Below are 13013 nucleotides of genomic sequence, written 5' to 3'. Positions count from 1 at the left end.
GCGGATATTATGCGGTGGCGATCAGTGCAGGATCTGGCTGTGGCTGTCCGACGGCGCCGCTCCCGGCGCCACCGAAGCATGGTGCAGCACGATGCGCCAGCCGCGCGGCGTCTTGACGTAGACGTTGGTGGCGACCAGGTGCGCGGCCTCGCCGCCGGCGGTCGTGCCTTCGACCACGGTGTGCACCGAGCTCATCAGATTGTGGGTTTCATGCAACTGCGTCGGCACGATGTGCAGGCCACCGTGTTCCAGGATAGCAGCCCACGAAGTGCGGATCGCCGCATGCCCGATCAGGCGCGGCCCGCCCGGATGCACGCAGACGATCTCGTCGTCATCGGCCCACAGGGACATCAGGGTGTCCAGGTCGGCGCGGTTGAGCGCGTCGTAAAAAGCCGCTTCGGTTTCTGCGGCACTGCCGTTCAACTGCTTGACTCGCTTGGTGGGCATGCTGGCTCCGGGACGCGCTGGCTGGCGGGGATTAGTGGTGGCCGACGACGGTGCCCGGCTTCAGGCGGTAGGCGGTGCCGCAGTATGGGCACTTGGCGACGCCGTCGTGGTTGAATTCCAGGAACACGCGCGGGTGCGACGACCACAGCGGCATGGCCGGGTTAGGGCAGTGGGCCGGCAGATCCTTGCCTTCGAGCTCGACTGCGTAGGTGGCGGCGGACGGGTGGGCGTTGGTCATATTCTTGTGCTCCGAAAGGCTGAGGAAAACCACGATTTTAACGGATTCGCGCATTGAGCAAAAATCATCGGTAAAATAGCGCCTCTACAACCCCGGTGCGGCCTGCTATGTGGCAGGAATGACACACGACTACGCACATGACCGATTTAAGCAGCGCACCTCCCCAGCCCTACGTCGCCGAGCACCACGAACCCTCGTGGCGCGAAGGCTTGAAGACCGGCACGCCCACCCTGTTCGGCATCGGCGCCTGGGGCCTGGTGGTGGGCATCGCCATGGTCAAGACCGGGCTGACCGTGCCGCAGGCGCTGGGCATGACCTTGCTGGTGTTTGCCGGCTCGGCCCAGCTGGCCGCGCTGCCGCTGATCGCCTCGCATTCGCCGATCTGGGTCATCTTCGCCACCGCCTTCGTGGTCAACCTGCGCTTTGTTATCTTCTCGGCATTGCTGGCGCCGCACTTCTCCCATCTGCCATGGCGCAAGCGCTTCGTGCTCGGCTACGTGGCCGGCGACATGACGGTCGCCCTGTTCCTGCAAAAATACCCGAGCGAGGCGCCGCAGGTCGGCAAGCTGTCTTATCTGAAGGGCTTGCTGTACCCGAACTGGGCCGCCTGGCAGATCGGCTCGATCGCCGGCATCTTCCTCGGCAGCGCCGTGCCCGCCGAATGGGGGCTGGGCTTTGCCGGCACGCTGGCCATCATCTGCGTGATGATCCCGTTGATGGTGGGCCGTCCCGCGCTGTGCGGCGTGCTGGTGGCCGGCGTGGTGTCGGTGCTGGCGGCCGGCCTGCCTTACAAGCTGGGCCTGCTGCTGGCCGTGCTGGTCGGCATGCTGACCTCGATGGCGGTCGAAGAGGGCGTCGAAAAATGGAGAAAACACCATGGCTGATTGGGAAATCTGGGTCGTGATCGGCGTGCTGGCGCTGGCCACCGCCGCCACGCGCAGCTCGTTCTGGCTGATCGGCCAGCACATCACCATCCCCAAGCGGGTGCAGGAAATGCTGCGCTACGCGCCGGCCTGCGCGCTGGCGGCCATCGTCGCGCCGGACCTGGTGCTGGTCGACAGCCACCCGCTGCTCGATTTGAGCAATCTCAAACTGGTATCAGGCATCGTCGCCACGATTTTTTACTTGCTGCGCCGAAATATGTTGCAGACCATCGTGTTCGGCATGGGCTTTTACACGGTTTTGCGACTGATGCATGTATTTTAATAACAGATAAATCACCCCGTCCTTGCGGTAAAATAGCGCTCTTTCCTCAACTCGACCTTTGGGTAGCCATGTCCGCTGTTTTGAACTTCATCCGTCTGCAAGATCTCATCGCCCAGAATGCGCTGCAAGGCAAGCGCGTTTTCATCCGCGCCGACTTGAACGTGCCGCAGGATGATAGCGGCAATATCACCGAAGATACGCGCATCCGCGCTTCCGTTCCAGCCATTAAGGCTGCTGCGGCCGCTGGCGCCAAGGTCATGGTCACGTCCCACCTGGGCCGTCCGACCGAAGGCGAGTTCAAGCCGGAAGACAGCCTGGCGCCGGTCGCCGCGCGCCTGGCCGAGCTGCTGGGCCAGCCGGTCGAGCTGAAACAGAACTGGGTCGACGGCGCCGGCCTGGAAAACCTGCAAGCCGGCCAAGTGGTATTGCTGGAAAACGTACGCGTCAACAAGGGCGAGAAGAAGAACAGCGACGAACTGGCGCAGAAAATGGCCGCTTTGTGCGACATCTACGTCAACGACGCTTTCGGCACCGCGCACCGCGCCGAAGCCTCGACGCACGGCATCGCCAAGTTCGCGCCGATCGCCTGCGCCGGCCCGCTGCTGGCCGCCGAGCTGGACGCGCTGGGCAAGGCGCTGGGCGCCCCGGCCCGTCCGCTGCTGGCCATCGTCGCCGGTTCCAAGGTATCGTCCAAGCTGTCCATCCTGAAGGCGCTGGCCGACAAGGTCGACAACCTGATCGTCGGCGGCGGCATCGCCAACACCTTCATGAAGGCCGTCGGCCTGAACATCGGCAAGTCGCTGGTGGAAAACGAACTGGTTGAAGAAGCCAAGGCCATCATCGAGATCATGGCCAAGCGCGGCGCGCAAGTGCCTATCCCGGTCGACGTCGTCTGCGCCAAGGAATTCTCGCCGACCGCCGCCGCCACCATCAAGGATGTGGCTGACGTGGCCGACGACGACATGATCCTGGACATCGGCCCGAAAACCGCCGCCATCCTGGCCGCGCAGATCGGCGCCGCCGGCACCATCGTCTGGAACGGCCCGGTCGGCGTGTTCGAGTTCGACCAGTTCGGCGAAGGCACGAAGACGCTGGCGCTGGCCATCGCCGGCTCCAAGGCGTTCTCGATCGCCGGCGGCGGCGACACGCTGGCGGCCATCGCCAAGTACAACATCACCGAGCAGATCGGCTATATCTCGACCGGCGGCGGCGCCTTCCTGGAGTTCCTGGAAGGTAAGACCCTGCCTGCGGTGGAGATTTTGACGCAGCGTGCTGCGGCGCAGTAAATACTAGGTATAAAAGCACGGTCGTGCGGTGTAGCAAATTAACAGTAAAATCAAGTTAATGCCTGGGAATGGTCAGAATTTTGTAGCTTTGCTACAAAATTCCGGCCTTGCCACCACAAACAGCGCAGCTCTTCCGCGTCCCCGCCGCCTTTGCGGGGACTGTTCGCATGACCCAACGCTCAAGGAATCCTATGTCCCGTGGTACCAAAATTGTTGCAACGATCGGCCCAGCCTCCACTGACTTCAACGTCCTGGTCAAAATGATACGTGCGGGCGTCGATGTCGTGCGCCTGAATTTCTCGCATGGCAAGGCGCAGGATCACATCGACCGCGCCCGCCTGGTGCGCGAAGCGGCAGCCGAATGCGGCCGCGAAGTGGCGATCATGGCCGACATGCAGGGTCCTAAAATCCGCGTCGGTAAGTTTGAAAATGGTAAGATTGACCTTGCGAACGGCGATAAATTCATCCTGGACGCAAAATGGGGCGAAAACGGCGAACTGGGCAACCAGGAACGCGTCGGCCTGGACTACAAGGCGCTGCCGCAGGATTTGCGCGCCGACGACAAGCTGCTGCTGAACGACGGCCTGATCGTGCTGGTGGTCGACAAGATCGTCGGCCATGAGATTTACACCACCGTGAAAATCGGCGGCGAACTGTCCAACAACAAGGGCATCAATCGCCAGGGCGGCGGCTTGACCGCGCCGGCGCTGACCGCCAAGGACATGGAAGACATCAAGACGGCAATGAGTTTCCAGTGCGATTACCTGGCGATCTCGTTCCCGAAAAGCGCGACCGATATGGAAATGGCGCGCCAGCTGGCCAATATCGCCGGCGAGCCGTTTGGCCACAAGCCGCTGATGATCGCCAAGATCGAGCGCGCCGAAGCGATCCCTGTGCTGCAGGAGATCCTCGACGCTTCCGACGGCATCATGGTGGCGCGTGGCGATCTGGCGGTGGAAGTGGGCAACGCGGCGGTGCCGGCGCTGCAGAAGCGCATGATCCGCATGGCGCGCGAGTCGAACAAGCTGGCGATCACCGCGACCCAGATGATGGAGTCGATGATCTTCAACGCCGTGCCGACCCGCGCCGAAGTATCGGACGTGGCCAACGCGGTGCTGGACGGCACGGATGCGGTGATGACCTCGGCGGAAACCGCGTCGGGCCGTTATCCGATTGAAACGGTAGAAATGATGGCCGCCATTTGCGTGGAAGCCGAGCAGTCCGAGTACAACAAGCTCGACGCCGACTTCCTCAATGCGACCTTCACCCGGATCGACCAGTCGATCGCCTACGGCGCGCTGTTCACCGCGCACCATCTGGCGGTGAAGGCGATCGTGGCGCTGACCGAGTCCGGCTCGACCGCGCTGTGGATGAGCCGTCACAACATCGACACGCCGATCTTCGCGCTGACGCCCAGCGTGACGACCCAGCGCAAGGTGGCGCTGTACCGCAACGTGAAGGCCTACAATCTGCTGCAAAAAGCCGGCAGCGCGGAAGTGCTGAAGCAGGCGGAAGATTTGCTGGTCGAGTACGGCATCGTCAAGAAGGGTGACATGATCGTCGTCACCTGGGGCGAGCCGATGGGCCAGGTCGGCGGCACCAATGCGCTGAAGATCGTCAAGGTTGGAGAATTTACCAAGTAAGTCCGGTAGCGCCGCCCTCGCGGAACGAGGGTGGCATGTGGCTCCGGCAACCAGGTTTTTTTATTGTTTGGAGTATTACCATGTCCCTCGTATCCATGCGTCAATTGCTGGACCACGCCGCTGAAAACGGCTATGGCATCCCTGCGTTCAACGTCAACAATCTGGAGCAGGTGCAGGCCATCATGGCCGCTGCCGACGCCCTGAACAGCCCGGTCATCATGCAAGCTTCGGCCGGCGCCCGCAAATATGCCGGCGAAGCCTTCCTGCGCCACCTGATCGACGCCGCCGTCGAAGCCTACCCGCACATCCCGGTCGTCATGCACCAGGACCACGGCCAGTCGCCGGCCGTGTGCCAGGCCGCGATCCGCTCCGGCTTCACCTCGGTGATGATGGACGGCTCGCTGGAAGCCGACGGCAAGTCGGTCGCTTCCTACGAGTACAACGTCGAAGTATCGAAAGAAGTGGTCAAGTTCTCGCACGCCATCGGCGTCACGGTGGAAGCCGAACTGGGCGTGCTCGGTTCGCTGGAAACCATGAAGGGCGACAAGGAAGACGGCCACGGCGCCGACGGTACCATGACCCGCGAACAGCTGCTGACCGACGTGGCCCAGGCCGCCGACTTCGTGCAGCGCACCCAGTGCGACGCGCTGGCGATCGCCATCGGCACCTCGCACGGCGCCTACAAGTTCACCCGCAAGCCGACCGGCGACATCCTGGCCATCGACCGCATCAAGGAAATCCACGCCCGCATCCCTAACACCCACCTGGTGATGCACGGTTCGTCGTCGGTGCCGCAGGAACTGCTGGCCATCATCCGCGAATTCGGCGGCGACATGAAGGAAACCTACGGCGTGCCAGTCGAAGAGATCCAGGAAGGCATCCGTCACGGCGTTCGCAAGATCAACATCGACACCGACATCCGTCTGGCGATGACTGCGGCCACCCGCAAGTTCCTGTTCGAGAACCCGTCGAAATTCGACCCGCGCGACTTCCTGAAGCCAGCCCGCGCCGCTGCCGAGCTGATCGTGCGCGCACGCTTCCAGTCGTTCGGCTGCGAAGGCCAGGCATCGAAAATCAAAGTCATCCCGCTGGAAAAAATGGCCGAGCGTTACAAGGCCGGCGAGCTGTCGCAGATTGTGAAGTAAAATTCTGTTTTGGAACGGATCGATTCTCTTGGGAATCGGTCCAACTCTCTTGACCGGCTAGCAAGGTTTTCCCTGCGCCGGTTTTCGCTTTTCTATACCGCTAGTCTATCCACCTCCCGCTATGAACAGCCTTTACCAGACCTCCATCAAGTCCCTGCCACTCCTCGGCCACGGCAAAGTCCGCGACAACTACGCTGTCGGCGACGACAAGATTTTGATCGTCACCACCGACCGCCTGTCGGCCTTCGACGTCGTCATGAACGAGCCTATCCCCGGCAAGGGCATGGTCCTGAACCAGATGAGCGATTTCTGGTTCGAGAAACTCGGCCACATCGTGCCTAACCACCTGACCGGCGTGGCGCCGGAATCCGTGGTCGCCGCCGACGAAGTGGAGCAGGTCAAGGGCCGCGCCGTGGTCGCCAAGCGTCTGAAGCCGATCATGGTCGAGGCGGTGGTGCGCGGTTACATCATCGGTTCGGGCTGGAAGGATTACCAGGACACCGGCAGCATCTGCGGCATCAAGCTGCCGGCCGGCCTGCAACAGGCTGAGAAGCTGCCTGAGCCGCTGTTCACCCCGGCCGCCAAGGCCGATCTGGGCGAGCACGACGAGAACATCAGCTTCGCCGACATGGAAAGCCGCATCGGCGCCGAACTGGCCGCCAAGATGCGCGACGTCAGCATCGCCCTGTACAAGGCCGCCGCCGACTACGCCGCCACGCGCGGCATCATCATCGCCGACACCAAGTTCGAATTCGGCCTGGACGAAAACGGCGTCATGCACCTGATGGACGAAGTGCTGACCGCCGACTCGTCGCGCTTCTGGCCTGCGGATTCGTACCAGCCAGGCATGTCGCCGCCGTCGTTCGACAAGCAGTTCGTGCGCGACTACCTGGAAACCCTGACCTGGGGCAAAACCGCACCAGCGCCGGCGCTGCCTGCCGACGTCATCGACAAGACCCAGGCCAAGTACTTCGAAGCCATCGAGCGCCTGACCGGCCAGAAGCTGAAGGCATAACATGGCAGATCAGAACAAGCCATTGGTCGGCGTCATCATGGGTTCGTCGTCAGACTGGGACGTGATGCAGAACGCGGTCGCCATCCTCAAGCAATTCGGCGTGCCGTTTGAAGCGCAAGTCATTTCCGCGCACCGCATGCCGGACGAGATGTACGCCTATGCCAAGAGCGCCCGCGCCCGCGGCCTGCGCGCCATCATCGCCGGCGCCGGCGGCGCGGCCCACCTGCCTGGCATGGTGGCCGCGATGACCATCGTGCCGGTGCTGGGCGTGCCGGTGCCGTCCAAGTATCTGCGCGGCGAGGATTCGCTGCTGTCCATCGTGCAGATGCCCAAGGGCGTGCCGGTGTCGACCTTCGCCATCGGCGAAGCCGGCGCCGCCAACGCCGCGTTGACGGCGGTGGCCATGATCGCCGCCAACGACGAGGCGCTGGCAGACAAGCTGGAAGCATTCCGTGTCACGCAAACCGAAGCCGCCAAGGCCATGACTTTACCGCTGGAATAAATGAGTAAACAGTTTTCACCAATTCTGCCAGCCGCCAATCCGCCAGCCTGGCTGGGTGTGATGGGCGGTGGCCAGCTCGGCCGCATGTTTGCCCAGGCCGCACAAAGCATGGGTTATCAAGTGGCCGTGCTGGAGCCTGCGGCCGACTGTCCGGCAGGGCAGGTCGGGCAGCGCCTGGTCGAAGCCGGCTATGAAGATGTCGCCGGCCTCGACGCGCTGGCCGCGCAATGCCTGGCCGTCACCACCGAATTCGAGAACGTGCCGGCCGACAGCCTGTCGCGCCTGGCGCAGCAAGTGTTTGTCGCACCGAACGCGCATGGCGTGTCGGTGGCGCAGGACCGCATCGCCGAGAAACGCTTCTTCGTTGATTGCGCGCCCAGGTCGGGCGTGATGCCGGCGCCGCACAAGGTGATCGCCACGCATGCGGATATCGACGCCATCGGCGACGACCTGCTGCCCGGCATCCTGAAGACGGTACGCATGGGTTACGACGGCAAGGGCCAGGTCCGCGTGCGCAGCCGCGAGGATGTGCGCGCCGCCTTCGACAGCATGGACGGCGTCACCTGCCTGCTGGAGAAGATGCTGCCGCTGGCCTATGAAGTGTCGGTGCTGACCGCCCGTGGCGCCGACGGCGAATCGGTGGTCTACCCGATCGCCGAGAACGTCCACCGCGACGGCATCCTGTTCACCACCACCGTGCCCGGCCCGAACGTGTGCGACGCCAGCGCCAGGATCGCGCAGCAGGCGGCGCAAGCCATCGTTGCCGAGCTTGGTTATGTCGGCGTGCTGTGCATCGAGTTCTTCGTGCTTACCGACGGCAGCCTGGTGGTCAACGAGATGGCGCCGCGTCCGCACAACAGCGGCCACTACACGATGGATGCCTGCGTCACCAGCCAGTTCGCGCAGCAGGTGCGCGCCATGGCCCGCCTGCCGCTGGGCGATGTGCGCCAGCATTCGCCGGCCGTGATGCTCAACATCCTCGGCGACGTCTGGTTCACCGACGACAGCGACGCCACGCGCGAACCGGCCTGGGACCAGGTGCTGGCGCTGCCGGGCGCCTGCCTGCATCTGTACGGCAAGGACGATCCGCGCCGCGCCCGCAAGATGGGCCACCTGACCTTCATCGCGCCGACGCTGGCGCAAGCGCAGCAGCAGCTCGACGCCGCCTGCGCGATTTTGGGCATCGCACCGTGAAGCAGCAGGCCGCAACGGTAGCCGATCACACCGCCATCGCGGCGGCGGCGACGATCCTGGAGGAGGGCGGCCTGGTCGCCTTCCCCACCGAGACCGTCTACGGCCTGGGCGCCGACGCCGAAAACCCGGCGGCCGTGGCCCGCATCTACCAGGCCAAGGGCCGGCCGAACGACCACCCGGTGATCGTCCACGTCGCCCCGGGCGCCGCGCTCGACTACTGGGTCGCCGACATTCCGGACGAAGCCCGCCAACTGGTCGCGGCCTTCTGGCCCGGCCCGCTGACGCTGATCCTGAAACGCGCCAGCCACATTCCCGACGCCGTCTCCGGCGGCCAGGATACGGTCGGCATCCGCTGTCCCTCGCACCCGGTCGCGATCGCCTTGCTGAGCGCCTTCAAGGGCGGCAAGGGCGGCGTGGCCGCGCCGTCGGCCAACAAGTTCGGCAACGTCAGCCCGACCACGGCGCAGCATGTGCGCGACGAGTTCGGCCTGGACGAGCACGACGACGGCGCCACCGACGGCGAAGCCTGCAGCGGCGCCTTGCTGAGCACCGTGCTCGAAGGCGGCCCCAGCCAGGTTGGCATCGAATCGACCATCGTCGACCTGTCGCGTCTGGCCACGCACGGCCCGGTGCTGCTGCGTCCCGGCCACATCAGCGCGCAGCAGATCGCCGACGTGATCGGCGCCATGCCGGCCGCGCCGGACCAGGCCGCGCCGCGCGCTTCCGGCACGCTGGAATCGCACTACGCGCCACGCACGCCGGTGACGATGTTGCCGCAGGCCGAACTGACGGCCGCGCTGGCGCAGTTGCAGGCGCGCGGCGTCAAGGTGGCGCTGATCGGCCATGCGCTGCCGCTGCAGTCGCCGTCGCAACGCCAGCTGCCGGCCGACCCGGCCGGCTACGCCTACGGCCTCTACGCCGCGCTGCGCGACATGGACCAGACCGGCTCCGACCTGATCCTGGTCGAGACCCCGCCGCAGGATGCGGCATGGCTGGGCGTCAACGACCGCCTGCGCCGTTCGGTGTTCGGCTCGGCCGGCGTGATCGCATCCCTGCTGAAAAACTGAAATGTAAGTGTTGCGATAGGACATGCAATTGGCTTGCTTTTCTGCTAAGCTAAAGCGTTGCTCGACAAAAAAAAATCCGGCAACCTTGACCTACCAGCAGGGGCCGCCTCATAGGGCCCTGTACCTATTCGAGGACGCATCATGATCAACCCCGCGCGCTTTTCCGTGATTTCCCTTGCCGTCTTGCTGGCCTGTTGTGGGGGCGGCGGTGGGTCCGCCGGCAACCAGACCGGCGGCACCGTGGTGACGCAGCCGCCGCTTCAGCTGCGCGGCGTGCCCATCGGTGGCGCCACGCTGGTGCCGGCTTCCATCGGCAACGGCGCCATGGCCAACACCGTCGAGCCGGCCGTCATGAAAAAGCTGATGGATGGCACCATCCCGATGGGAAGCAATATGACCGGCACGCCGACCTGCGCCGTGACCGCCTACACCCTCAGGTATCACACCGTCGACTCGGTCGCGGCCGACACCGACGCCAGCACCGCCATCCTCGTGCCGTCCGGCACGGACGCGGCCTGCCAGGGCAGCCGCCCGGTGATGCTGTACGCGCACGGCACTTCGCCGCGCAAGAGCACCGACATGTCCAACCTGTCCGCCACCGAGGTGCGGCTGGTGGCGGCGATGTTCGCGGCCCAGGGCTACATCGTGGTGGCGCCGAACTACGCCGGTTATGCCGGCTCGTCGCTGGCCTACCATCCCTACCTGGACGCCGACCAGCAATCGAACGACATGATCGACGCCTTGCGCGCCGCCCGCAGCGTGTTCGGCAGCATCAGCGCCAGCGCCTCCAGCAAGCTGGTAGTGAGTGGTTACTCGCAAGGCGGCTTCGTGGCGCTGGCCACCCAGCGCGCGATGCAGACCAAGTACGCCAGCGAATTCTCGGTGGCGGCGGCGGCGCCGATGTCCGGCCCGTATGCGCTGCTGCAATTCGGCGACGCCATCTACGGCGGTGCGCCGACGGTGGGTTCCAGCGGCTTCCTGCCGATGCTGATCAATGCCGGCCAGCGCGCCGGCGCCGGCATCTACGCCAGCCTGGACGACATCTACGAAGCCAAGTACGCCCCCGGCATCGATACGCTGCTGCCGGGCACGCAGGGCCTGGGTGACCTGGTGGCGGCCGGCAAGCTGCCGAACGACGTGCTGTTCGCGCAGGATTCCCTGCCGCAGGCGTCGGGCTACGCGAGCTACTTCGGTTTCGACCACCTGATGAAGACCAGCTACCGCAACGGTTACCTGGCCGACCTCAAGGCCAACCCCTGCAACGCCAACAGCGTCTCGCCGCTGAGCTGCGCGCCGGCCCAGCCGCTGCGCAAGTGGCTGCTGAGGAACGACCTGCGCACCTACACGCCGACCGTGCCGCTGCTGCTGTGCGGCGGCAACGAGGATCCGGTGGTGCCGTTCGCCAATACCGACTCCGTCAACGATTACTTCCGCGCCCACGGCGTGGCTTCCGGCCTGCTGACGGTGCTGGACGTGGACGACTCGGCACTGCTGGGCCCGTACCGCACCACGCGCGCCGAATTCGCCGCCGCCAAGCAGGTGCTGCGTTTGTCCACGATGACCAGCACGGGCTCGGCGGCGGCCGCCAACAAGGCGGTCAGCGACGCTTATCATGCCGGTCTGGTCGCCCCATTCTGTATGCGTGAGGTAAGAAACTTCTTCGATTCTGCCTCTGCACGCTAAAATCGATGGGTGAATATGTTGCCTCTTTGAAAATACATCCGAGCAAGCGTTCTTTTTAGCCACAGTCGACAGGGGATTTGATGTGCTCCCCTATACATCGATAGCTAACGCTGGCATATTAGTTGGGTTGCGAATAGCACGGCCGTTCGTATCACACTATAAAAATGTTTTTCTAGGAGACAACATGCGTCATACCAAATTTGCACTTGCTGCAATGACTCTGGCCGTCCTTGCAGGTTGCGGCGGCACCGATCCCAAACCTGGCGATCAAACCATCAAGAACAAATACAGCGCGCAGGTGTCGTTCGGCGACAGCCTGTCCGACGTTGGCTCCTACGCGGTTGGCACCGTGGCCCTGCTCAAGGGCGGAAAATTCACGATCAATGGCGACAACACGGCGGTCGCGTCCACGCTGACCGGCAAGAACTGGACCGAGCTGGTCGCCGCCCAATTCGGCCTGGCTGCGCCGTGCGCCGCCGTGACCGGCCTCGACGGCGATGCCAGCAAAGGCTTCTCGGTACCGCAAGCGCCGCACGCCGGCTGCTACGGCTACGCCCAGGGCGGCGCACGCGTCACCAATCCTGTCGGCCCGGGCAACAAGCTGACCGGCAGCCCGCTGGGCGCGCTGACCATCCCGGTCGTCACCCAGGTCGCCAACCACCTGAAAGCTGTCGGCGGCAAATTCAAGGGCGATGAAATGGTGTTCGTCATGGCTGGCGCCAACGATGCGATTCTGGCCTTGTCCGTGCTGAGCGACACCGCGACCAAAACCGGCAACCAGGCCTACGTCACCAGCCTGGTCGGCCAGCTGGCCGCCGGCGCCACCACGCCACAGGCCGCCGCAGGCGCCATCGGCCTGGCCGCGCAGACGGAAGCGGCCAAGCCTGGCAGCACGCCGGAATCGATCACCGCGGCGGCAGTCGGCGCCGCCGCTATCCAGCCTGGCAATTCCGCGGTGGCCTCGCAGGCCGTCTGGGGCCCGATGGCGGTCAAGGCTAAAGCTGACGGCGCCGCCGCCGGCGCCGCCTATGCCGCCGCCCATGGTCCGGAACTGGTGGTCGCGATGACCACCGCCGCCACCGAACTGGTCGCCCTGATCAAGACGCAGATCATCGCCAACGGCGCCAACTACGTCACCGTCAACAACATCCCGGACCTCGGCACCACGCCGTTCGCCCTGGCCACGTCGTCGTCGACCCAGGCCCTGATCAACACCATGATCGGCGCCTTCAATTCGACGCTGAGCACCGGCCTGGCGTCGGAGCCGAAGGTGCTGCTGGTTGACGTGTTCTCGGTCAGCCATGACCAGACCGTCAATCCCGGCCCGTATGGCCTGACCAACGTGACCGAGAACGCTTGCGACCTGACCTCGCCGAAGAACCCGCTGGGCAGCTCGGTGGTGTGCAATGCCGGCAACGTCAAGGCGGGCGATATCAGCCATTGGGCGTTTGCCGACACGCTGCACCCGACGCCGTTCAACAACCTGCTGCTGGCCCGCTACGTGGCCGAGAAGCTGGTCGTCAAGGGCTGGCTGTAATTCAGTCGTCGTGAGCAGCCGCCGCCTGCGGGAGGGCGGCTGCCGGACTC

13 protein-coding genes are annotated in these 13013 nt (G+C 64.5%); 11 read left to right on the top strand and 2 right to left on the bottom strand.

Going from position 1 to position 13013, the window contains the following annotated elements:
• Positions 1–21: 21 nt before the first annotated feature.
• Complete coding sequence (locus tag GEV02_RS27255; RefSeq protein ID WP_152841038.1) at positions 22–447, bottom strand: YybH family protein; 426 nt, start codon at positions 445–447, stop codon at positions 22–24.
• Between the two features lie 31 nt (positions 448–478).
• The gene (locus GEV02_RS27250) at positions 479–685 is read right to left on the bottom strand and encodes a zinc-finger domain-containing protein (RefSeq protein WP_152841037.1); all 207 of its coding nucleotides are present in this window, start codon (positions 683–685) and stop codon (positions 479–481) included.
• A 137-nt stretch (positions 686–822) separates the two neighbouring features.
• Here GEV02_RS27250 and GEV02_RS27245 point away from each other — a divergent pair, with 137 nt between their 5' ends.
• From GEV02_RS27245 to GEV02_RS27195, 11 genes are all read left to right on the top strand, one after another.
• Entirely contained in the window at positions 823–1569 is a 747-nt protein-coding gene (locus tag GEV02_RS27245) for an AzlC family ABC transporter permease (RefSeq protein WP_152841036.1), read from the top strand.
• Positions 1562–1891, top strand: a complete 330-nt coding sequence (locus GEV02_RS27240) for an AzlD domain-containing protein (RefSeq protein ID WP_152841035.1) — start codon at positions 1562–1564, stop codon at positions 1889–1891. The genes GEV02_RS27245 and GEV02_RS27240 overlap by 8 nt, the downstream gene beginning before the upstream one ends.
• Before the next feature lie 68 nt (positions 1892–1959).
• Positions 1960–3177, top strand: a complete 1218-nt coding sequence (locus tag GEV02_RS27235) for a phosphoglycerate kinase (protein ID WP_152841034.1) — start codon at positions 1960–1962, stop codon at positions 3175–3177.
• 191 nt (positions 3178–3368) lie between these two features.
• Entirely contained in the window at positions 3369–4820 is a 1452-nt protein-coding gene (pyk, locus tag GEV02_RS27230) for a pyruvate kinase (protein ID WP_008452504.1), read from the top strand.
• Between the two features lie 80 nt (positions 4821–4900).
• Complete coding sequence (gene fba, locus GEV02_RS27225) at positions 4901–5965, top strand: class II fructose-bisphosphate aldolase (RefSeq protein WP_152808802.1); 1065 nt, start codon at positions 4901–4903, stop codon at positions 5963–5965.
• A gap of 121 nt (positions 5966–6086) precedes the next feature.
• Positions 6087–6980 carry a phosphoribosylaminoimidazolesuccinocarboxamide synthase gene (locus GEV02_RS27220; RefSeq protein ID WP_152841033.1) on the top strand — a complete coding sequence of 298 codons (894 nt, stop codon included), beginning with the start codon at positions 6087–6089 and terminating at the stop codon, positions 6978–6980.
• A 1-nt stretch (position 6981) separates the two neighbouring features.
• Positions 6982–7482, top strand: coding sequence for a 5-(carboxyamino)imidazole ribonucleotide mutase (purE, locus tag GEV02_RS27215; RefSeq protein WP_152841032.1), 501 nt, complete (start codon positions 6982–6984; stop codon positions 7480–7482).
• The gene (locus GEV02_RS27210; RefSeq protein ID WP_152841031.1) at positions 7483–8676 is read left to right on the top strand and encodes a 5-(carboxyamino)imidazole ribonucleotide synthase; all 1194 of its coding nucleotides are present in this window, start codon (positions 7483–7485) and stop codon (positions 8674–8676) included.
• On the top strand, positions 8673–9743 hold the full coding sequence (locus tag GEV02_RS27205; protein WP_328595932.1) for an L-threonylcarbamoyladenylate synthase: 1071 nt from the start codon (positions 8673–8675) through the stop codon (positions 9741–9743). The genes GEV02_RS27210 and GEV02_RS27205 overlap by 4 nt, the downstream gene beginning before the upstream one ends.
• A gap of 141 nt (positions 9744–9884) precedes the next feature.
• Positions 9885–11426, top strand: coding sequence for an alpha/beta hydrolase family protein (locus GEV02_RS27200; RefSeq protein WP_152841030.1), 1542 nt, complete (start codon positions 9885–9887; stop codon positions 11424–11426).
• 184 nt (positions 11427–11610) lie between these two features.
• The gene (locus GEV02_RS27195; protein WP_152841029.1) at positions 11611–12963 is read left to right on the top strand and encodes an SGNH/GDSL hydrolase family protein; all 1353 of its coding nucleotides are present in this window, start codon (positions 11611–11613) and stop codon (positions 12961–12963) included.
• Positions 12964–13013 lie beyond the last annotated feature (50 nt).

The organism is Rugamonas aquatica (assembly GCF_009380215.1).
Taxonomy (GTDB): Bacteria; Pseudomonadota; Gammaproteobacteria; order Burkholderiales; family Burkholderiaceae_D; genus Rugamonas; species Rugamonas aquatica_B.
The sequence above is the reverse complement of the archived record's forward strand: the minus strand, read 5'-3'. Positions and strand labels throughout refer to the sequence as shown.

Excerpts from the sequence above, each read along its gene's own strand:
- GEV02_RS27255 (WP_152841038.1), bottom strand. The coding sequence starts at position 447 with ATGCCCACCAAGCGAGTCAAGCAGTTGAACGGCAGTGCCGCAGAAACC.
- GEV02_RS27250 (WP_152841037.1), bottom strand. The coding sequence starts at position 685 with ATGACCAACGCCCACCCGTCCGCCGCCACCTACGCAGTCGAGCTCGAA.
- GEV02_RS27245 (WP_152841036.1), top strand. The coding sequence starts at position 823 with ATGACCGATTTAAGCAGCGCACCTCCCCAGCCCTACGTCGCCGAGCAC.
- GEV02_RS27240 (WP_152841035.1), top strand. The coding sequence starts at position 1,562 with ATGGCTGATTGGGAAATCTGGGTCGTGATCGGCGTGCTGGCGCTGGCC.
- GEV02_RS27235 (WP_152841034.1), top strand. The coding sequence starts at position 1,960 with ATGTCCGCTGTTTTGAACTTCATCCGTCTGCAAGATCTCATCGCCCAG.
- pyk (WP_008452504.1), top strand. The coding sequence starts at position 3,369 with ATGTCCCGTGGTACCAAAATTGTTGCAACGATCGGCCCAGCCTCCACT.
- fba (WP_152808802.1), top strand. The coding sequence starts at position 4,901 with ATGTCCCTCGTATCCATGCGTCAATTGCTGGACCACGCCGCTGAAAAC.
- GEV02_RS27220 (WP_152841033.1), top strand. The coding sequence starts at position 6,087 with ATGAACAGCCTTTACCAGACCTCCATCAAGTCCCTGCCACTCCTCGGC.
- purE (WP_152841032.1), top strand. The coding sequence starts at position 6,982 with ATGGCAGATCAGAACAAGCCATTGGTCGGCGTCATCATGGGTTCGTCG.
- GEV02_RS27210 (WP_152841031.1), top strand. The coding sequence starts at position 7,483 with ATGAGTAAACAGTTTTCACCAATTCTGCCAGCCGCCAATCCGCCAGCC.
- GEV02_RS27200 (WP_152841030.1), top strand. The coding sequence starts at position 9,885 with ATGATCAACCCCGCGCGCTTTTCCGTGATTTCCCTTGCCGTCTTGCTG.
- GEV02_RS27195 (WP_152841029.1), top strand. The coding sequence starts at position 11,611 with ATGCGTCATACCAAATTTGCACTTGCTGCAATGACTCTGGCCGTCCTT.